We start from the raw sequence: 18,910 nt of genomic DNA on the forward strand, positions 1-18,910 counted from the left end.
CACCTTCTCCCACAAGGGGAGAAGGTGTTGGCGGCGCAACCGCAAACAAGAAAGGCGCAGGGGAGGCGATTGCCCCTGCGCCTTGGCCAAACCCAGCTGGGGGCTTATGGGCCCGGCGTCTCGGCCTGCTTTGCAGCAAGCAGTTCTCCGGCAGCACGATCGGCATCGGTTACCGAGGTCAGTGGCCGCAGCTTGCGCGCCAGCCAGCGGTTCAGGTCGTCCATGACGGTGAACATCACCGGCACGAACACCAGTGACAGCAGCGTCGAGGTGATCAGGCCGCCGATCACCGCGATCGCCATCGGTGCACGGAAGCCGGCATCGGCGCCGACACCGATAGCCGCCGGCACCATGCCGGCCACCATGGCGATGGTGGTCATGATGATCGGTCGCGCGCGGGTGGTCCCGGCCTTCATCAATGCCGCGCGCCGGTCGAGGCCCTCGCGTCTGGCTTCGATCGCGTAATCGACAAGCAGGATCGAATTCTTGCCGACGATGCCCATCAGCATCAGGATGCCGATGACCGAGGACAGGTCGAGCGCCGAGCCTGCGATGATCAGCGCCAGCGCCGCCCCGCCCAGCGACAGTGGCAGCGCGATGAGAATTGTCACCGGCTGCAGGAAGTCCTTGAACAGCAGAACCAGCACAGCGACCACCATCAGCACGCCCGCCAGCACCGCGAGCGCGAAGTTGCGGAACATCTCGGCCATGGCTTCGGTGTCGCCATACTCCTTGAGGCTGACGCCTGCCGGCAGCTGCTTGTAGGCCGGCAACTGCTTGATCGCCTCCATGGCGGTACCAAGCGTGGCCTTGTTGTCGAGGTTGGCCTCGATCGCGACCTGGCGCTTGCGGTCGAGGCGCTCGATCTGGCCTTCCTCTGCACCAAAGGTGATGTCGGCCACTGAGGTGAGCGGCACCATCTTGCCGCCGGACGTACCGACACGCAGTTTGCGCAGCGCCTCCAAATCGGCCCGGGCGGAACTGTCCAGCAGCACGCGGATTGGCACCTGGCGGGTGCCGAGGTTGAACTGCGCCGAGGCGGAATCGATTTCGCCCAATGTCGCGATGCGGGCCACGGTTCCCAATGCCATCGACGACACACCAAGGCGTGCTGCCTCGTCGGGGCGAGGTTTCACCACCAGTTCGGGTGCCAGCGGTGGTTCACTCGACAAAACGTTGGCAAGCTGGGGCAGGCCACGCATTTCCATTTCGAGCTTGCGTGCCGCATCGGACAGCACCTGAGCGTCCTCGCCGACCAGGTTGATAGTGACCTCCTTGCCACCACCGTCGGAAAGGAAGGTGAACTGGATATCCGGGGTCATGGCAAAGATCGGCCGCACCGCCATCTCGAAGCCCTTGCGGTCCTCGCTGCGTTCACTGCGCGGCGTCAACCGGATCAGGAAGTTGGCCTGGTTGACGTTTTCGGAGGTGACCAGCACCGTCTCCACTTCCGGCCGGGCCAGAAGCTGCTTGACGATGCCGTCGGTTACACTTTCGGTCTCGGTGAGCCGGGTGCCGGGCGGCAGCGTCACCTTGACCTGCGAAAGGTTGCCGTCGCTGGTCGGCAGGAAGCCTGTCGGCAACATGGTGAGCAGTCCGATCGAGCCTGCAAAGATCATCGCCACGATCGCCAGCGCGGTCTTGCGGTGATCAAGCGTCCAGGCGAGCAGTGTGGTGTAGCCGGCGGAGATCCTGGACGGTTTCACGTCATGGTCGACCTGTTTCGCCGGCTGCATCAGATAGGCGGCCATCAGCGGCGTCAGCAGGCGGGCGACCAGCAGCGAGAACAGCACCGCGATGGCTACCGTCAGGCCGAACTGCTTGAAATACTGCCCGACCGCGCCGCCGATGAAGCTCACTGGCGCGAAGATGGCAACGATGGTCAATGTCGTGGCAACCACCGCAAGGCCGATGGCGTCGGCCGCCTCGATCGAAGCGATATAGGGCCGCTTACCCATATGGATGTGGCGCTCGATGTTCTCGATCTCGACGATGGCATCATCGACGAGGATGCCGATCACCAGTGTCAGCGCAAGCAGGCTGATCGAGTTCAGCGTGAAGCCGAGCAGGTCCATCGCCGCGAAGGTGGGCAGGATGGACAGCGGCATCGCCAGCGCCGAGATCATGGTGGCACGCCAGTTGCGCAGGAACAGGAACACCACAATGACGGTCAGCACCGCGCCTTCCACCAGCGCGGTCGAGGCGGCGTCGTAGCTTTCCATCGTGTATTGCACGGTCGAGATCAGTTCCTTGATCTCGATATCCGGCGAGCGCGCCTGGATTTCGGCGATACGCGCACGGGCGGCGTCGGCAACGGTGGTGTCACTGTAGCCCTTGCCGCGCGAGACGGAGAAGCCGACGGTGGATTCGCCATCCTGTCGTGCGAAGAAGCGGGACTCTGCTGCGCCATCCGTGACGATCGCGATGTCGGCCAGCTTTACCCAGCGCTTGTCCGGCAGCGGCACGGAGAGCTGCGCGAGTTCTTCCACCGTCTTGACGCTGCCGAGTGCGCGGATGGACTGCTCGCGTCCGCCGATGGTGCCACGGCCGCCCGGAATGTTGGCATTGTTGTCACGCAGCGCAGCATTGACCTGGTCGGCGGTCACGCCGAGCGCCAGCATCTTGTCGGGGTCGAGCGAGACGCGGATCTCCCGGTTGACGCCGCCCAGCCGCTGCACCTTCTGCACGCCGCTGACGGCGAGCAATTCGCGGTTGATGGTGTCGTCGACGAACCAGGACAGTTCGACCGGCGTCATGCGCGGCGCCTTCACCGTGTAATAGAGGATGGCGCTGCCATCGACGTCGACGCGCGAGATCACCGGCTCCTGGATCGATTGCGGCAGATCAGAGCGAATCTGCTGGATTGCCTCACGCACGTCGTTGGTGGCGCGGTCTGGATCGACGCCGATCTTGAACTCGACCTCTGTGACCGAGGACCCGGTGGTGACGGTCGACTTGATGTGGTTGACGCCGGCAAGGCCCGATGCGGCACCTTCGATGCGCCTGGTGACCTGCGTTTCCAGTTCCGCCGGGGCGGCACTCGACTGCGTAACCGTCACGGTCACGATCGGGAACGTGACGTTGGGATTGGCGTTGATCGGCAGCCGCATGAAGGCGGCGAGACCCGCGAAGGTCAGCACGATGAACAGGACGATGGTGGGGACCGGCTTGCGGATCGCCCAGGCGGAGATGTTGCTGGTGTGCATGTCTCGTACTCGATGGTCCTTGCGAAGATCGTTTTGATCTTCGGGGCCTGTCACTTCTTCACACTGCCGGCCTGCACCAGGTCTACGACCGTCACGGCGTCGCCTTCGCGCAGGGCCGCGCCTGCCTTGGCGACGATGCGTTCGCCAGGTTCGAGACCGGCACGGATTTCGACCTTGCCGCTCCTGCGCAGTCCGGTCTCGACCGGTCGGCGCTGCACGCGGCCGTCATTGACGACAAAGACCGCGCAATCGTCGGTGCCGCGTCCATAGACCAGTGCGCTGTCGGCGACGACGATGGCCTCTCGCCTGGCGAAGATCACCTCGGCCTTGCCGAAGGCGCCGACAAACAGCGGCTCGCTGGTGTCGAGCGTGATCTGTGCCGATCCCAATCGGGTCTCGCGATCGATCTTCGGCGCAACGATGCGTACCTTGCCGTCGATCTCGCCGGCGCGGCCGGCGAGCCGCACCTTGACTGGCTGACCAATGGCAAGCGCCGGCAGGTCGGCCTCCGGAACTTCGGCGGCGAATTCGACCGCGCCGTCGCGGATAAGGCGGATCAGCGGTTCGGCGCCGGCCTGCGCGCCGGCACGCGCCAAGCGCTCGGAGACCACACCGTCGGCGGGTGCGCGGACGATGGCGCGCTCAAGTTGCCGCTCCGCTTCGGCACGCTGCGCCTGTGCTTCGGCATTCTCAGCCCGCTGTACGGCAACACCCTGTTTGGCCACCGCAACGGCGGACGCGCGGTCCTCATAAGTCTGCTGCGAGATGGTGCGGGTCATTTGCAGCCGCTCGGCACGATCGAGCGCCGATTGGGTCTGCGCGAGCGTTGCTTCCTGCTGCGCAAGGGAAGCCTTGCTGCGTGCCACACGGCCTTCCGATTCGCGCAGCTTGTTTTCCAGCATCGCCGTTTCCAGCCGGACTAGAACCTGGCCGGCCTTGACGTGTTCGCCGACCTCCACCTCGACCGCGGCGATGCGCTGGTCCTGCAGGGCGGTTCCGACGGCGATCTCGTCGCGCGCCACCAGCACGCCGGTGAAGGTCAGGGTCCATTCCGCGGGCTGCCGTTCTGCGATGAAGGTGGAAACGGTGCGCTGCGAAAGATCCGGTTGCGCCGACGCGGCGGCAACTTCGGCAAGCATTGGTCCGGTGCTTGCCGTCAATATGAAAATGGATGCCGCCGCTGCCCGAACGCAATTCCAGGAAAAGTGTGCAGCGGTTTTCCGTCCGGAATTGCGTAGAGAGAAATGAGGGCGTTTCCGCGTTTCCGTGGAGAACGGAAGCGCTCTGGCGAAGCGAGAAACGTAACGCATGAGTACTGTCGCCTATATCTGCGGCGTCCCCCGCCGCGCTTATTTATTAGACTAGTCGATCTAATAAATGACTTTGTAAGGTGTCAAGGCGCTTAAATGTGCTAGATTCTGCGTTGACACGGTACATGGTGCCATTTATTAGACTGAGTAGTCTAGAAATAAAGAGGCGGAATTGAGGCGGAATGCGCAAGGTCGACCCTGAAAAGCATGAAGCGAAGCGCCAGCAGATTTTGCAGGCTGCGGTTGCCTGCTTCGCGCGCAAGGGTTTCCATCGCACGTCGACCGCTGAGATCTGCGCCGAGGCCGGCATGAGCCCCGGCAACCTCTTCTATTATTTCCCGAACAAGCAGGCGATCATCGCTGCCATTGTGGAAGAAGAACGGCGCCAGACCGCCGACTATTTCGAGGGCACCATCCAGTCGGCGGACCTGTTTGCCGAGCTGCTCGACTTCATGGACATCGTGCTCGAGCTCGCTTCCGACCCGACCTATCTCAAGCTGGCGCTGGAGATCGCGGCCGAGGCGATGCGCGACGAGGAGATCGGCAAGCTCGTCACCAAGAACGACAATGAACTGCAGGTGGCGCTGAACACGCTGTTGCGCAACGCTGCTGCTCGCGGCCAGGTCGATCCGACGCTCGACCCCGCTGACAGTGCCCGCTGGATCGCAGCACTCATCGACGGCGTCTTCAGCCGTGTCGCCATCGATCCAGGCTTCAATCCGCTGGAGCAGCGGCCGATGCTGCGGCTCCTCATCACGCGCTTTCTGCGGCCAGGCGCGGTGCCGACAGGCTGAGGTCGGCGATCAAGGCGGCTTCCGGTGCGTGCCAGGGCATCTTGGCAGACATTGGAACCGCAAGTCGCTTTCGGACTTTGGAAAGATACGACGATGCAGATGCAGAAACGCTGGTGGCTGGGCTTTCTCGGCTTCATCGGTATTTACAAGCTTCCGGATGTCATGGCGGCCCTCAACGGCCAGGCCAGCGCATGGGAGTACATCTACCTCTCCTGGTTGATCTGGCTGCTCTATTTCGTGCCCGAGACGGCGCCGAAGCACGATGCCGCTGCACAGGACAAACAATAACCGTTCATCATCATGGCCGACGACCAAAAGGCACTGCGGCTGGCGCGCACCATCTGGCCTTATACCGGGCTCCAGCTTGCCAGCATCACCGTCAATCTCGCCAATGCGATCACCGCCGTGGTCTATCCTTGGCTGGTCTACGATCTCTCGGGCAATGCCAGCTGGATGGGCATCATCGCGGCGCTGACGCTGTTTCCCGCCATCTTCGGCTCGGCCTTTGGCGGCATCATCGCCGAGAAGGTCGGCATCCGCCGCATGGCGCTGGTTTCTGTGGCGATGGGGACTGCTGCTGCCGTCGCCGCGGCCGCAGCCCATGACGCCGGCATGCTCACCATCGGACTGCTGGCAAGCCTTGCCTTGCTGGGCGCTATCCTCGACGGGCCGGGCGGCATCGCTATCGAGGCGCGTGTGCCCGAGATCGCCAGGCTGGCGCGTCTGCCCCTGATCCGGGCCAACGCCATCGACGACCTCGTCGACAACGGCGCGGCGATTGCCGGGCCGGCGATCGCGGCTTTCCTGGTCGCCGTTACCAGCACGACGGTTTTGTTATGGATCATCGCCGTCATCAATCTCGTGGCCGCCGTGCTGGTTGCCCTCAGCGTGCCGCGCTTCCGGCTGCGCCGCATCGCCGGTTCGACAGTCGGCCAGATGAAGGCCGGGCTCGGCTTCATCTTCGGGCAGCCGACGCTGCGCTCCGCGCTGATCCTGGCGGGCATCGGCACCAGCGTCTTCGTTGCCGTCGAAGGCATTGCCCTGCCGGCGATCCTGCGCACGGAAGGCAGGTCGGCGGCATTGCTCGGCATGTTTCTGGCAGCGGCCTCGGCCGGCGCGATCGCTTCCAATGTCGCCCTGGCCTTCGCAAGCCAGGCACCGTCGCTGCGTGGCATCTTCTCGACTGCCTTTGCCGGGCTTGCCGCCGGCGTCGCCTTGCTGCTGTTTGGCCGGTCGGTGCCGATCATGATCGCCTCTGGTGCCATGCTTGGCGTCGCCGCCGGCCCGCTGTCGCCAGTCTTTGCAACCCTGCTGCAATCGAGTGTGCCGAAAGACCTGCGCGCCAATGTCATCGGCATCTCGATGAGCCTGGTGCTGCTCGGTGCACCAGCGGCTGCTCTCGTCACCGGAGTGGCGTTGGATAGCTTCGGTGCGACCGCCGTGCTGGTCGCCTGCTCGGCCTTGCTGTTGTCATGCGCGCTCGCGGCACTCGCCATGTCGGGATTGCGCGGGGTGACGGCCAGCCTTTCCGGCGAGGCGGCGAGGCAAGAGTAGCGCTACGCTTACGCTTGGCGGTTTCGTAAGGGCATTGCCACAAAGTACAATTTCTTTGCCCGATCAGAGCGATATCGTCATCCTCGCTCTATGCGTACGGGGATGATTCATCGTGCGGGGGCGGGCCCGTCTGCAGGCATATGCCTACAAAAGTAGCAGACGGGCTTTCCTTTGTCCGGCGTGCGGACCGGAGACTGTCACCGCTTCCCAGTTTGCCCCGTTATTCGCTAGGTTGCTTCCGTTGGGCGATGTCAGGATCGCCAAGGCGGCCTGGTTCGCGAATGACGACAGGGCTTTCCGCAACGCAGCGAGCCCATGCTGGGAGATGACATGACCATACTTCACACCGGCGGGTGTCGCTGCGGCGCTATCATCTTCGAGGCTTCGGCCGACCCATTCTACACCAGCTACTGCCACTGCACTGACTGCCGAAGGGCAAGCGGCGCGCCCGTCGCAGCCTTCGTCGGTTTCCTGGCCGAGCACGTGACTTTCCGTGGTGAAGCGTCGATCTACGGCAAGTTTCCGATCAGCCGAAGCTTTTGCGCGACTTGCGGGGCGCCCATCGCCTACCGTGATGCGCGCATCGAAGACCAGGTGTTTTTCATGCTGGGCGCGATGGATCACCCGGAACGCTATCCACCGACCGTTCACGGTTATGTCAGCGAACAGCTTCCCTTGGACTTCTGCGGCTGCAGAAGCACACTGCGCCGAGGCCGGGTGATGTGCTGTAGGATGCTCGGCCTTTTGGTTGCGGACCTGCAGCAGCCAACCGGATCCCTTCATTTCTAAGGGACTGCTCAGCCGTCGCTGTTTGATAAGAGCAAGGGGCGACAGGTCGCTACCGAACAGGTGACGCACTGTTCGCAAAACGTTGAATTGCCGGATCAGGTCATATGAACTATTCGGCGACCGCTCGGCGCCGGTCGAGGGGACAGTGCGGCCATCAGGGAAAACCTGGCGGCTTCCGGCGTTGGCGACATCTCGAACCATTCTCTCAAGGGATATTTCCATGACCAAAGTGGCCGTACTTGTCGGCAGCCTGCGCAAGGACTCCTTCAACCGCAAGATCGCCAAGGCGCTTGCTGCGTTGACGCCAGGTCTCGAGTTCGACTTCCTCGATATCGGTGCCGTTTCTCACTACAATCAGGACCTGGACACCAATCCGCCGGCGGACTGGGTTGCATTTCGCAAGCGTATCGCCGATGCCGATGCGGTGTTGTTCGCGACCGCCGAGTACAACCGGTCAGTACCGGGTGTCTTGAAGAACGCCATTGACGTTGCCTCGCGTCCTTACGGCCAGGGCGCGCTGAACGGCAAGCCGGCGGCGATCATCTCCACCTCGATCGGTGCCATCGGCGGCTTCGGCTCCAATCATCACCTGCGCCAGTCGCTGGCCTTCCTGAACATGCCGGTGATGGGTCAGCCGGAAGCCTATATTGGCGGAGCTGCCAACTTGTTCGACGAGGCCGGCAACCTGACCAATCAGGGTACCAAGGATTTCCTCACCGCTTTCGGTAAGGCGTTCGAGCAGCACATCGCCCTGCACGCCAAGAAATAAGCGGTTTCCGATCCAGGAAGGAGAAAGGCCGGGCGAAATGCCTGGCCTTTCTTTTTGGCCCGGCAGCGCTCTGTCGGGCGCGGTATTTGTCAGAACAGGACGATTGATGGTTTTGTCAGCATGAGCCAGAAAATGGCGAGGACACTGGCGAAGGCCGGCCAGCCGAAAGCGAACCAGATTCCGTAGAGTCGGAAATATCTTGCAGGGAGAGGGCTGCCTGTCGCCGCAGACTCCCGGGCGAGATCGCGCAAGCGGATTTGAATGACGACCACCGGCAGCCAGAACAGTCCGGTAACAACATAAAGTGCCAAAGAGAGCGCGATCCAGCCCTCGGAAAGCGGCCAGCCGAGCTGGTGGGCCAGAAGGGCGCCGGTGATCGGCTGCAGGATGACTGCCGTCGCCGTGAAGATCGTATCGGCTATGACGACCGTGCCGGCGACATGGGCAATCAGGTCCGGCCTGAAGCTACGGTGCGCGACGACCATGAAGAATGCGATACCGAGGCCCGTTCCAAACAGCACCGTGGCGCCAAGCACATGGACGAGCCGCAGGAGATCGACCATTGCCTAGCGTTCCTCGATAATGGCGAGCGCGACAACCGCCAGTACGATCTGCGGAATGACTTTCACCAGAACGCCGAGTGGGTCGAGCCAAAGCGAGGGCTCCAGAATGGATGCCGTCGCCAGATAGCACATCGAGAGGCCGATCATGCCAAGCAGGGCAGGCCGAACCGTGCGCCGCGCGGCGGCTGCCAGCCCCAACCCTATATCTGCAAGGCTGGTCGCGAGGGTGAGCAGTATGGCGCCAGCTGACGAAACACCTACTTCTGCCAGGTGCGCGCTGGAGGCCTTGAAAAGGGCAAGTGACATCACGCCCGAGACAATCCAGAACAGCGACAACGTGCCGATGATCAACGGCTTCAGGAGATAGAGCCGGGCGAACCATAGGTCCTGAGCCCCGGCCGGCTGGGTATCGAGGGTCTCGTCGAGTGATCTTGGCGTGAAAGGCAAGTTCACATTGCCGGCGGCGCTGGTTATGCCGCCAGATGCGGAAAGCATCGCCGTCGACCGCAAGGGCGAGCGCCAGCCAAGCCAGCCGAGCCAATCGGCCAGTCGCGACACGGCTGATGCTGCAAACATGGGAACAGGCAGAACGGATGCAGCCGGCAGACCAAGCCATGCCCGATGCCGCGCCACGATCTGTGCCAGCGTGAAGATTTGGGGTGCCGCGACATGCAGATCGCTGCCGGTGGGAATACCGTTCTCCAGTGCGTGGATCACGGCGAGAGTGACGTCGTCCAGCGCCGCCACCTCGATCGGTGAGTTTGCATTCACCAGCGGTGTCACGAGAGGAAAAGCAGCCAATGCTCGCAGCAGCGATGAACCGCCATAACAATTGCGGCCGATGACGAGCGCCGGCCGCAGGATGACGAACGGTACGCCGGACCGTGTCAACGCCTCGTCAGCCAAACGCTTGGTAGCAAGAAACTCTGTTGCTGCAGCGATCCCGTCGGTACGGGCCGAGATCTGAACCATGAGTTTGATGCCGGACGCCACCGACGCTTGATAGAGGGCAAGCATTGCGGTTTCCTGCAATGCCCTTACATCGTCCCGAGCTCCGTCCTGCAAAGCGCCTGCGCAATTGACGACGGCATCCATTTCCTGGAGCAAGGGCAGCCAGGCTTCGACATCGGTCAGGCGAGCGATGTCGACCCTGCGCCAATCGATACCCGGCATGCGTCGTGACGCAACCGCAATGTCACGTCCGATCGCCAGGAGCTCGTGGCCGCGCCGTGCCAGCGCGTGCGCCACGGCCGAGCCTATCAATCCGTTGCCACCCAGAATCAAGACACGCATGTCCGTATGATAGCGGGTCGCTTGGTACGGTACACTCAGGCGGGTTTTCCGCTGGCTGTCCGGCCGACAGGCGCGCCTCGGTCGCCTGTTTCTTCGTCAGTGCCAGATCGGTCAACAGATGCGCGTCCAATTCACGCAGCGCTGCGCGCTGCCGCAACCGCGATGATGGGGACTGGGCTAGATAATGCAGCAGTTCGAGGAAGGCGGCACAGACTGGCATGGCGATCTCGGCTGGTTTGGTTCGCCATAGTCGCCAGATAATGTCTGCAAAGGAATTCTTGCATAGCTGATACAAGGTATTAGAATTTCTTTGTATGCGAGGACTGAATCTCGACCAGTTGCAAACCTTTCTGGACGTTGTCGAGTTGGGCAGCTTCTCGGCCGCGGCTCGAAAACAGGGACTGACGCAACCCGCGATCAGCCTGCAATTGCGGGAACTGGAGAAACGGCTGGGAGTGAGGCTGATCGAGCGCATCAGTCGCAAGGCGCAGCCGACCGCAGCGGGCGTCGAGCTTTCGCTTCATGCCGAGCGTATTGGCGCCGCGGCAGATGCCGCGCTGGACGCGATGGCCGGTCATACCGGTAACCAGCCTCGCCGCGTTCGCATCGGCACCGGTGCTACGGCCAGCATTCATCTCCTGCCACCGGCGTTGAAGGCGCTGCGACAGCGTTTCCCTACAATGGAGATCACGGTCAGCACCGGCAACGCGGCGGCGATTGTCGAGGCTGTGCAGGAAAACCGTATCGACATCGGGCTCGTGACCTTGCCGGTCTCCAGCCGCTCGCTCGACATCAGGCCTCTGGTCGAGGACGAATTCGTCGCTGTTTTTGCTTCGGGTGCACCCATGCCGGTCGAAACGACGCCCGAAATCCTTTCCGCCCTGCAACTCGTGCTGTTCGAGACCGGCGGTAACGCCTACCGTCTTGTCGAAGGCTGGTTCGCGGCGGCCGGTATCCGCATGAAGCCTGCAATGTCACTGGGCAGCGTTGAGGCGATCAAGGAACTGGTAGCGGCAGGGCTCGGCTGCGCTATTCTTCCTCGGCAAGCCATGGACAACGAGCGGGATATCAGGCGCTTCAACGTCAAACAGTTGTCGCCACCGCTTTCGCGCGTGCTTGCCATGGTGCTGCGCACCGACAAGCTGCGCGACCGGGGGCTGCGCGAAACCGTGAAGGCCTTGGAGAGACTGGCAAAGTAGTCTGTGGTGGCAGCTATCTGATCGATGGGGTCTTGCCGTCGACGACAGAATCTCCTTTGTCTCGGCCATGGAACTTTCACCCCAACAGGATGAGGCGCTGAAGGCGGTTGCGCGCTGGCTGAAGGTTGGCCAGCCACAGGTGTTTCGTCTGTTCGGCTACGCGGGTACCGGCAAGACGACGCTGGCGCGTTATTTCGCCGAGCATGTCGATGGCCAGGTGCAGTTCGCCGCCTTCACGGGCAAGGCAGCCCAGGTCTTGCGTTCGAAAGGCGCTGTGAATGCCCGTACCATCCACTCGCTGATCTATCGCCCGCGCGGCGAAGAGGCCGTGGAGGATGAGACGACGGGAAAGACGTCGATCAATCCGACCTTCTCGCTCAACCGCCAGAGCCCGATCGCCAAGGCAGCGCTCGTCATCATCGACGAATGTTCGATGGTGGATGAACAGCTCGGTCGCGATCTGTTGTCCTTCGGTACGCCGGTTCTGGTGCTGGGCGATCCGGCGCAGCTGCCGCCGATATCCGGCGGCGGCTTCTTCACAGAGCATGAACCGGACTATCTGCTCACGGAGATTCATCGCCAGGCACGCGACAACCCGATCATCCGTCTGGCGCTTGATGTGCGGGAAGGACGTGAGTTCATGCGTGGCGACTACGGTGCTGCCCAGGTGATCGGCCGCGAGGAAGTCAACCAGGATCTGGTACTGAAGGCCGACCAGGTGCTGGTCGGACGCAACCAGACGAGGCGGCGCTACAATCAACGACTGCGCGAACTGAAGGGTTTTACTGCGGACTATCCGCAGGCCGGAGACAAGCTGGTCTGCTTGCGCAACGACCCGGCCAAGGGCCTGCTCAACGGCTCGTTGTGGAAGGTGATGACCTCGTCGCGCGAAACGGTGAAGCCAGGCATCAACCTGCTCGTCTCACCGGAAGAAGACGACCCCGACCGCGGCGTTGCCAAGATCAAGCTGCTCAAGGCAGCGTTCGAGAATCCGGAAGAAGAGATTTCCTGGCAGCAGAAAAAACGCTTCGACGATTTCGACTTCGGCTATGCGCTGACCGTGCACAAGGCGCAGGGTTCGCAATGGAACGAGGTCGTGCTGTTCGATGAAAGCTTTGCCTTCAAGGAAACACGCCAGCGCTGGCTCTACACCGCGATCACGCGCGCGGCCGAGCGGCTGACCGTGGTGCGGTAGGCTCTTCCCAGGTCACCAACCCGCCCAATCGCTGAATATTTTGGAGTGCGCCTCTTCTGGCGGGCGCAAAGGAACGCGCAGCGTCGCACGCGATTTGCGGGCCAATACCTAATCCGTTCATATGAAGTGCGGGCGCAGCGCGTTCGCTACAGTCGGCGAGTCTCTTTTGAGGGGAAGAGTATGCTCGACCTGTGCCGGAATGACACTTGGCTGCGAGGAGATGGGGAGGCTGTCGAAGTATCCGGCCTGATCTCGCTGTCGAACCGTCTGTCCACACTGAAGAGCTTGAAGGCGATATTGCTGGCCAGCGCGTTTGCAACAGCCTTACCCTCCTTCGCTGCGGCACAGACAGTCTGGGATGGCTCCAACTCGGCGAACTGGTTTGAGGGCGGCAATTGGAGCACCGGTGCTGTGCCGACAGCGGCTGACGACGCCATGATCGACCTGTCTTCTCCGGGAGCACGGATCTCCGGCGGTAACGCATTTGCAGACACGGTCTATGTGGGGGGATCGGGAACGGGGCACGTTGATATTGCAAGCGGCGGTCGTTTGACGAGCAGGCTGGGCTGGATCGGTATGGAACCGGGCTCTTTGGGTGTTGTCGACATTGCCGGGCAATGGAGCAATGACCAGCTTATTGTCGGCTTCGATGGAGAGGGAGCCGTAAACGTTCTCAACGGCGGTCACATGTCTTCGAAAAGTGCCTTTATCGGCAGCAACGAAGATGCTGTTGGCGTCGTCACCGTTCAGACCTCGCAATGGGCTTCCGGAAACCTCTCGGTTGGCACGGATGGTTACGGCAGTCTTCAGATCGAAAATCGCGGCGTGGTTTTAACGACGGTTGCTTCGATTGGAACGCACACTGGTGGCAAAGGGGGCGCGGTAACACTGACCGGATTGGGATCAGTCTGGGCCCTGAATGGAGAGCTGACCGTCGGCGAAGGCACGAACGGAACACTGACCATCTCCGACGGTGGATTTATCCTGGGCTCGGGTGCTTCGATCGGGCAGCTCGCGTCCGGAACAGGCATCGCAACCGTTACTGGCGCACGCTCGATATGGGACAACAGGAGTGACGACCTTTTTATTGGTGATGCTGGTCATGGCCGGCTCACTGTTTTGGACGGGGCCGGCGTGTCGGGCCGGTCAGGGTTTGTCGGACGCGCTGCCGGTTCAGTTGGATCTGTCTCGGTCAGCGGTACTGGTTCGCGATGGAATATGTCCAGCGTTACCCTTGTTGGAGAGGCTGGGGACGGGAAACTCCTCATAGAGAAGGGCGGCTTGGTAACCAGCGATGATGCCGGTGTGATTGGCTCACTTGGAGTCGGCCGCGGCTCTGTCGTGGTGACAGGTACCGGATCGCAATGGATCAATGGTGGCCCTCTGACTATCGGACGTGACGGCAACGGCAATCTCACCATCGGTGATGGCGGCAAAGTCAGCAATTCGCGAGGTACGGTTGGGGAATACGGAACGGGCGAAGTCTTGATTGCCGGCCCAGATTCGATGTGGACCAGTACGGGGCCGCTAGCTGTTGGTGAATTTGGCAAAGGCACGATCACCGTGGCAGCTGGCGGAACGCTGACCAGCGCCGACACACTCATCGGCAAGCAAAGCGGTGCATTGGGCGCAGTTTCAATCAGTGGCTCGGGCTCGACCTGGGCGGTGTCGTCCGGCGACGATATAGAAATCGGCGTGTCCGGCACCGGCACACTCTCCATCACTGACGGCGGCAAGGTCGGCTCAGGGCTTGTCGGTCGCATCGCGAAGAATGCCGGCTCCATCGGTTCGGTGCTGGTCAGCGGTGCCGGCTCGCTCTGGGGCATGACGGTAATTGCTGTCGGCGACGAAGGCACCGGCACGATGCTGGTCGAGAATGGCGGTAAGGTCACCAGCCAAATCGCTTCGATAGGCGACAGCGGGCCAGGGAAAGGCGTTGCGGTTATACGCGGCGCGGGCTCGACCTGGACGAACACCGGACCCGACCTGTTCCTCGTCGGCTACGAAGCCGATGGCGCGGTGACCGTTACCGCTGCTGGGACGCTGGTCACCGGCGATGCCAAGATCGGCAGCGAAGCCAGCGGTGTTGGCAAGGTATTCGTGACCGGAGCCGGCTCGACCTGGGCGATGACCTTGGCCGACGACGTTGACATCGGCACGTCCGGTAGCGGCTCTCTGGTTGTCGGCGATGGCGGCAAGGTTGCCGGTGGCTTTATCGGTCGCATCGCCAAGAATGCCGGCTCGACGGGTTCCGTGCTGGTGAGTGGCACCAACTCCTTGTGGAGCATGGAGTTGATCGCGGTCGGCGACGAAGGCAACGGCACGCTGATTGTCGAAAATGGCGGTACCGTCGTGAGTGGTTTCGCGTCAATCGGCGACAGCGGACCGGGCAAGGGGCTGGCAATCGTGCGCGGTGCCGGCTCGACCTGGACCAGCCGCGATGTGGCCGATTCGATCTACGTGGCCTACGAAGCCGACGGTACGCTGACAGTGGCTGAGGGCGGCAAGGTCGTTTCCGGCGAAGGTGCCGGCGAAATCAAGATTGCCGTCAAGGGGTCCGCCAGAGGTACGCTCAACATCGGTTCAGGTCTCGGCGAGACGGCCGTCGCGCCTGGAACGATCGCAGCCAAAACGGTCTCGTTCGGGGCCGGCATTGGCGCCATCAATTTCAACCACACCGGGACGGACTATGTTTTTGCGTCGGCGCTGACCGGACGCGGCAACATCGATCTTGTTTCCGGCACCACGGTCCTGACCGGGAACTCGAGCGATTTCCTCGGTACGACGTCGGTAGGCAGCGCGAAGCTTGTCGTGAACGGCCATCTCGGCGGTACGCTCGGCGTCCAGGCGAATGGCTGGCTCGCCGGTTCAGGCACAGTCGGCACTACCAGTCTCGCATCGGCAGCGACGGTCGCTCCCGGCAATTCCATCGGCACATTGTCGGTGGCGGGAGATATCAGCTTTGCCGCCGGCTCGACCTATCAGGTCGAAGTCGGCGACGGCGGGCGCAGCGATTTCATCGATGTAGCCGGTCGTGCCAGCTTGAATGGTGGCAACGTCGCGGTGATCCCGCTTGCCGGTTTTGTCAGCGATTCCCGCTACAAGATCCTGAGCGCTGACGGCGGCGTCTCCGGCATGTTCGGAGGACTGTCGCTCGGTTCGGGTCGCTCAGCTTTCCTCACGCCCTCATTGAGTTACGACGCGAACAATGTGTTCCTGGCGATCGATCAGACGGCTACCTTGGACAGCGCCGGAAGTACGCCGAACCAGATCGCGACGGCCAGGGGGCTCGATTCGCTGGCGGCAGGAAATCCGCTGCTCGAAACTGTCCTGCAACTGGATGCGCCTGGAGCGCGTGCGGCCTTCGACCAGCTTTCGGGTGAATTACATGCGTCGCTCAAGGGCGTGTTGCTGGAAGACAGCCGTCTGCTCCGCGACGCGATGGTGGCGCGGCTGAGAGAGCAGGCTATTGCGGATGATGGGACGGCAGTTCACGGCATAGGGGCGGTTCCGGGTGGCCCGACACTCGGAGGTGTGGTCTTGTGGGGCAGAGCCATGGGCTCATGGGGCAAGAGCCCGGGCGACGGCAACGCCGCAGCACTCGACCATTCGACGGGAGGTCTCCTGCTCGGCGCCGACGCGGAACTGAACGACACCTGGCGCGTCGGTGTTCTTGCAGGATATGGCCGCACGTCATTCGATGCCGATGCGCGTGGCTCGTCGGGTAACAGCGACAATGCCTACCTCGGCATCTATGGCGGCGAAGTGTTTGATCGGTTCGCGGTCCGGACCGGAGCAGCTTACAGCTGGCACGATGTCACAACCCGGCGTCACGCCGCATTTGCCGGCTTCGACCAGAAACTGACCGCCGGCTATGACGGTGGCACAGCGCAGATATTCGGCGAAATCGGCTATCAGCTGCAGGCTGGCGGCATCGCGCTCGAGCCGTTCGCCAATCTCGCCTATGTCAATCTGCACACCGATGCTTTCACGGAGGATGGCGGCACTGGCGCATTGGCCGTCTCAAGCACGACGACAGACGCGACGTCGACGACGCTCGGCGTGCGGGCAGTGACCGATTTTGCCCTTGGCGATGCCCGGGCGACGGCTCGCGGCATGGTAGGCTGGCGGCATGTCTTTGGCGATCGCACACCTGGTGGCGATTTCAGCTTTGCCAGCGGCAACGTCTTTTTCATTGCCGGTGTCCCGCTTGCCCGTGACGCCGCGGTGCTGGAAGCAGGCATTGATATCGCAATTTCTCCCAGCGCGAAATTCGGTGTTCTGTACAGCGGGCAGTTCGGCGGCGGGGCTCGCGATCATGGTATTCGCGCAGACTTCGCCCTGAAGTTCTGACCATCCATGCAAAGCACTCAGGGTTACATGGATGGACGTGTGCCGATGCGTCAGTGCGTTATCTCAAACAGCAGCGCCGTCGCGTCGTCGCTTACCTTGAAGCGCGGGAATTTCTGGCCGTCCGGATCTTCCTCGCGTTCGATCTGTCGCAACTCGGCCATGAGCGTTGTCAGACCGCGTTCGGATGCCGCGCGAATCAACCCGGTGCCCTCATAGCGCGCGTATTTATCGACCAAGGCTGAAAAGCCGTCGGTGCATAGAAGCCCGCGCGCCGGCAAGGCGGGGCTGAGCCGTCGAATTGAAAGATGGGAGGCTGCTTCGGGCGCGCTGCCCAGCGTCCACACCGAACCGCCGGGCTGATTGTGGCGCGCGCGCGATCGACGCAGGGCTTCGCGCACCACCGGCTCGTCTGCCAGCGAACGCCAGGCCGCCAGGCCACCAGCCTGCGCCACGGCTCGACGTGCACCTTCGCTTTCAGCCTTGCTGTAATTGCCATTGGTTTCGAACGCCGTGCCATCCGCGCCGGCCAGGAACAGCCTGCAGTCGCCAAGGCCGTAGACGATCAATTCCCGGCCTTCCACGCGCACCAGTTGAAAGCTCGCGGTCGGCAGAGCCCAGGCCTCCACAATCTCCCCGGAGGGGGCTTCGAGAATTCTCTGCTGGACACGCATGTTCACGTTGCGGACCACATCGGCAATTGAATTGGTCATGCCGATTTCCGCTTCGAAAGCCTGTGCCGCAAAGACAGCAAGCCATGCTGCATCGGACGTGACATCGAGCAGCGGCTTGCCGCCGAGCCCGGTGGCGCCATCGATGACGAAAGCACAAGAGGCGTTGCTGCCAGTGGTGTCCTCGTTGCGGCGGCCCGCGTTGCCGGGATCGGAGAGCGAATCGAGAATGCGCAGTGTTGGCATGGTGATCCCTGAGAGGTCGCCCATGTTGCCCATCCCTTCATGACGTGCAACTGAAAGCGGCAGGCTGGAACAGCCGAAAAGGATGTTGGTTTCGCCAGCGCTGGGCTATAGGTTCTGCCGCCCGCAACCGCCTCAAGGCCGACCATGCCCGCCAAGCTTTCCGTGAACCTCAATGCCATCGCGTTGCTGCGCAACCGTCGTGATCTGCCATGGCCAAGCGTGACGGGGCTCGGTCGCATTGCGCTCGCTGCCGGCGCGCATGGCCTGACCGTCCATCCGCGGCCTGATGAACGTCATACCCGGCATTCCGATTTGCCGGAGCTTCGCGCGCTGATCGACGACGAATTTCCCAAGGCTGAATTCAACATCGAAGGTTACCCGACCGAGGATTTTCTCGACCTTGTGGAAAAGAACCAGCCCGAGCAGGTGACTCTGGTGCCGGACGACCCTGCGCAGGCGACTTCGGATCATGGCTGGAACTTTGTCGGGCAGGCTGATTTTCTCGAACCCATCGTCAGGCGTCTGAAGAAGGGCGGTTTCCGCGTTTCCCTGTTTTCCGACCCTGACCCCGCCGGCGCAGTGGTGGCACGTGATATCGGCGCTGATCGCATCGAACTCTACACCGGCCCTTATGGCGGTTACCATTCTGATTCCGAAAAAGCGGCCAAGGAATTGGAAAGGCTTGGAAAAACGGCGGATGCGGCAATAGCTGCCGGGCTGCAGGTCAATGCCGGGCACGACCTCGTGGTGTCCAACCTGCCACCCCTGGTGAAGCGCATCCCGGCGCTGGCGGAAGTCTCTATCGGACATGGCTTGACAGCGGATGCGCTGGAGTATGGCATGGCGGGCACGATAGGGCGGTTCCTGAAGGCGTGCGGGTGGTAGCGGAAATTTGTTCGAACCCGCGAATGTCAGCGTCATGACGCCGGGGCACTTGATATTGCATTGCGGCAAGCGTAGAGCACCGCGCG

General features: G+C 62.3%; 14 protein-coding genes. 9 read left to right on the top strand and 5 right to left on the bottom strand.

The window, feature by feature from the left end; translation table 11 throughout:
• Positions 1-104 precede the first annotated feature (104 nt).
• Both C1M53_RS23560 and C1M53_RS23565 read right to left on the bottom strand, forming a co-directional pair.
• Positions 105-3,206, bottom strand: coding sequence for an efflux RND transporter permease subunit (locus C1M53_RS23560; RefSeq protein ID WP_129414443.1), 3,102 nt, complete (start codon positions 3,204-3,206; stop codon positions 105-107).
• A gap of 50 nt (positions 3,207-3,256) precedes the next feature.
• Positions 3,257-4,345 carry an efflux RND transporter periplasmic adaptor subunit gene (locus C1M53_RS23565; protein WP_165358226.1) on the bottom strand — a complete coding sequence of 363 codons (1,089 nt, stop codon included), beginning with the start codon at positions 4,343-4,345 and terminating at the stop codon, positions 3,257-3,259.
• Between the two features lie 353 nt (positions 4,346-4,698).
• On the opposite strand from C1M53_RS23565, the gene C1M53_RS23570 reads away from it, so the two are divergent.
• The 5 genes from C1M53_RS23570 (at position 4,699) to C1M53_RS23590 (ending at position 8,422) form a co-directional block, all read left to right on the top strand.
• Complete coding sequence (locus C1M53_RS23570; protein WP_129414445.1) at positions 4,699-5,310, top strand: TetR/AcrR family transcriptional regulator; 612 nt, start codon at positions 4,699-4,701, stop codon at positions 5,308-5,310.
• Between the two features lie 93 nt (positions 5,311-5,403).
• Positions 5,404-5,598: a hypothetical protein gene (locus tag C1M53_RS23575; protein WP_129414446.1), complete on the top strand. Its 195-nt coding sequence runs from the start codon at positions 5,404-5,406 to the stop codon at positions 5,596-5,598.
• Between the two features lie 12 nt (positions 5,599-5,610).
• Positions 5,611-6,864 (top strand): MFS transporter, encoded by a 1,254-nt coding sequence (locus tag C1M53_RS23580; protein WP_129414447.1) that lies wholly within the window; start codon positions 5,611-5,613, stop codon positions 6,862-6,864.
• Positions 6,865-7,194: 330 nt separating this feature from the next.
• Positions 7,195-7,653, top strand: coding sequence for a GFA family protein (locus tag C1M53_RS23585; RefSeq protein ID WP_129414448.1), 459 nt, complete (start codon positions 7,195-7,197; stop codon positions 7,651-7,653).
• A 220-nt stretch (positions 7,654-7,873) separates the two neighbouring features.
• On the top strand, positions 7,874-8,422 hold the full coding sequence (locus tag C1M53_RS23590) for an NAD(P)H-dependent oxidoreductase (protein ID WP_165358227.1): 549 nt from the start codon (positions 7,874-7,876) through the stop codon (positions 8,420-8,422).
• Positions 8,423-8,511: 89 nt separating this feature from the next.
• On the opposite strand, the gene C1M53_RS23595 is transcribed toward C1M53_RS23590, so the two are convergent.
• Together C1M53_RS23595 and C1M53_RS23600 are read right to left on the bottom strand one after the other, a co-directional pair.
• A complete protein-coding gene (locus C1M53_RS23595; RefSeq protein ID WP_129414449.1) occupies positions 8,512-8,985 on the bottom strand; it encodes a DUF2269 domain-containing protein in 474 nt (157 codons plus the stop codon).
• 3 nt (positions 8,986-8,988) lie between these two features.
• Positions 8,989-10,278: an SDR family oxidoreductase gene (locus tag C1M53_RS23600; protein ID WP_129414450.1), complete on the bottom strand. Its 1,290-nt coding sequence runs from the start codon at positions 10,276-10,278 to the stop codon at positions 8,989-8,991.
• A gap of 314 nt (positions 10,279-10,592) precedes the next feature.
• Here C1M53_RS23600 and C1M53_RS23605 point away from each other — a divergent pair, with 314 nt between their 5' ends.
• The 3 genes from C1M53_RS23605 to C1M53_RS23615 all read left to right on the top strand — a co-directional run bounded on the left by C1M53_RS23605 (position 10,593) and on the right by C1M53_RS23615 (position 17,025).
• Positions 10,593-11,477: a LysR family transcriptional regulator gene (locus C1M53_RS23605; protein ID WP_129414451.1), complete on the top strand. Its 885-nt coding sequence runs from the start codon at positions 10,593-10,595 to the stop codon at positions 11,475-11,477.
• A 67-nt stretch (positions 11,478-11,544) separates the two neighbouring features.
• The gene (locus tag C1M53_RS23610; protein WP_129414452.1) at positions 11,545-12,672 is read left to right on the top strand and encodes an ATP-dependent RecD-like DNA helicase; all 1,128 of its coding nucleotides are present in this window, start codon (positions 11,545-11,547) and stop codon (positions 12,670-12,672) included.
• Between the two features lie 180 nt (positions 12,673-12,852).
• The gene (locus C1M53_RS23615; RefSeq protein WP_129414453.1) at positions 12,853-17,025 is read left to right on the top strand and encodes an autotransporter domain-containing protein; all 4,173 of its coding nucleotides are present in this window, start codon (positions 12,853-12,855) and stop codon (positions 17,023-17,025) included.
• A gap of 50 nt (positions 17,026-17,075) precedes the next feature.
• On the opposite strand, the gene C1M53_RS23620 is transcribed toward C1M53_RS23615, so the two are convergent.
• Complete coding sequence (locus C1M53_RS23620; RefSeq protein ID WP_245488256.1) at positions 17,076-17,963, bottom strand: hypothetical protein; 888 nt, start codon at positions 17,961-17,963, stop codon at positions 17,076-17,078.
• Positions 17,964-18,083: 120 nt separating this feature from the next.
• Here C1M53_RS23620 and C1M53_RS23625 point away from each other — a divergent pair, with 120 nt between their 5' ends.
• The gene (locus tag C1M53_RS23625; protein WP_129414454.1) at positions 18,084-18,824 is read left to right on the top strand and encodes a pyridoxine 5'-phosphate synthase; all 741 of its coding nucleotides are present in this window, start codon (positions 18,084-18,086) and stop codon (positions 18,822-18,824) included.
• Positions 18,825-18,910 lie beyond the last annotated feature (86 nt).

This window comes from Mesorhizobium sp. Pch-S (assembly GCF_004136315.1).
Lineage (GTDB): Bacteria > Pseudomonadota > Alphaproteobacteria > Rhizobiales > Rhizobiaceae > Mesorhizobium.

Excerpts from the sequence above, each read along its gene's own strand:
- C1M53_RS23560 (WP_129414443.1), bottom strand. The coding sequence starts at position 3,206 with ATGCACACCAGCAACATCTCCGCCTGGGCGATCCGCAAGCCGGTCCCC.
- C1M53_RS23565 (WP_165358226.1), bottom strand. The coding sequence starts at position 4,345 with ATGCTTGCCGAAGTTGCCGCCGCGTCGGCGCAACCGGATCTTTCGCAG.
- C1M53_RS23570 (WP_129414445.1), top strand. The coding sequence starts at position 4,699 with ATGCGCAAGGTCGACCCTGAAAAGCATGAAGCGAAGCGCCAGCAGATT.
- C1M53_RS23575 (WP_129414446.1), top strand. The coding sequence starts at position 5,404 with ATGCAGATGCAGAAACGCTGGTGGCTGGGCTTTCTCGGCTTCATCGGT.
- C1M53_RS23580 (WP_129414447.1), top strand. The coding sequence starts at position 5,611 with ATGGCCGACGACCAAAAGGCACTGCGGCTGGCGCGCACCATCTGGCCT.
- C1M53_RS23585 (WP_129414448.1), top strand. The coding sequence starts at position 7,195 with ATGACCATACTTCACACCGGCGGGTGTCGCTGCGGCGCTATCATCTTC.
- C1M53_RS23590 (WP_165358227.1), top strand. The coding sequence starts at position 7,874 with ATGACCAAAGTGGCCGTACTTGTCGGCAGCCTGCGCAAGGACTCCTTC.
- C1M53_RS23595 (WP_129414449.1), bottom strand. The coding sequence starts at position 8,985 with ATGGTCGATCTCCTGCGGCTCGTCCATGTGCTTGGCGCCACGGTGCTG.
- C1M53_RS23600 (WP_129414450.1), bottom strand. The coding sequence starts at position 10,278 with ATGCGTGTCTTGATTCTGGGTGGCAACGGATTGATAGGCTCGGCCGTG.
- C1M53_RS23605 (WP_129414451.1), top strand. The coding sequence starts at position 10,593 with ATGCGAGGACTGAATCTCGACCAGTTGCAAACCTTTCTGGACGTTGTC.
- C1M53_RS23610 (WP_129414452.1), top strand. The coding sequence starts at position 11,545 with ATGGAACTTTCACCCCAACAGGATGAGGCGCTGAAGGCGGTTGCGCGC.
- C1M53_RS23615 (WP_129414453.1), top strand. The coding sequence starts at position 12,853 with ATGCTCGACCTGTGCCGGAATGACACTTGGCTGCGAGGAGATGGGGAG.
- C1M53_RS23620 (WP_245488256.1), bottom strand. The coding sequence starts at position 17,963 with ATGGGCGACCTCTCAGGGATCACCATGCCAACACTGCGCATTCTCGAT.
- C1M53_RS23625 (WP_129414454.1), top strand. The coding sequence starts at position 18,084 with ATGCCCGCCAAGCTTTCCGTGAACCTCAATGCCATCGCGTTGCTGCGC.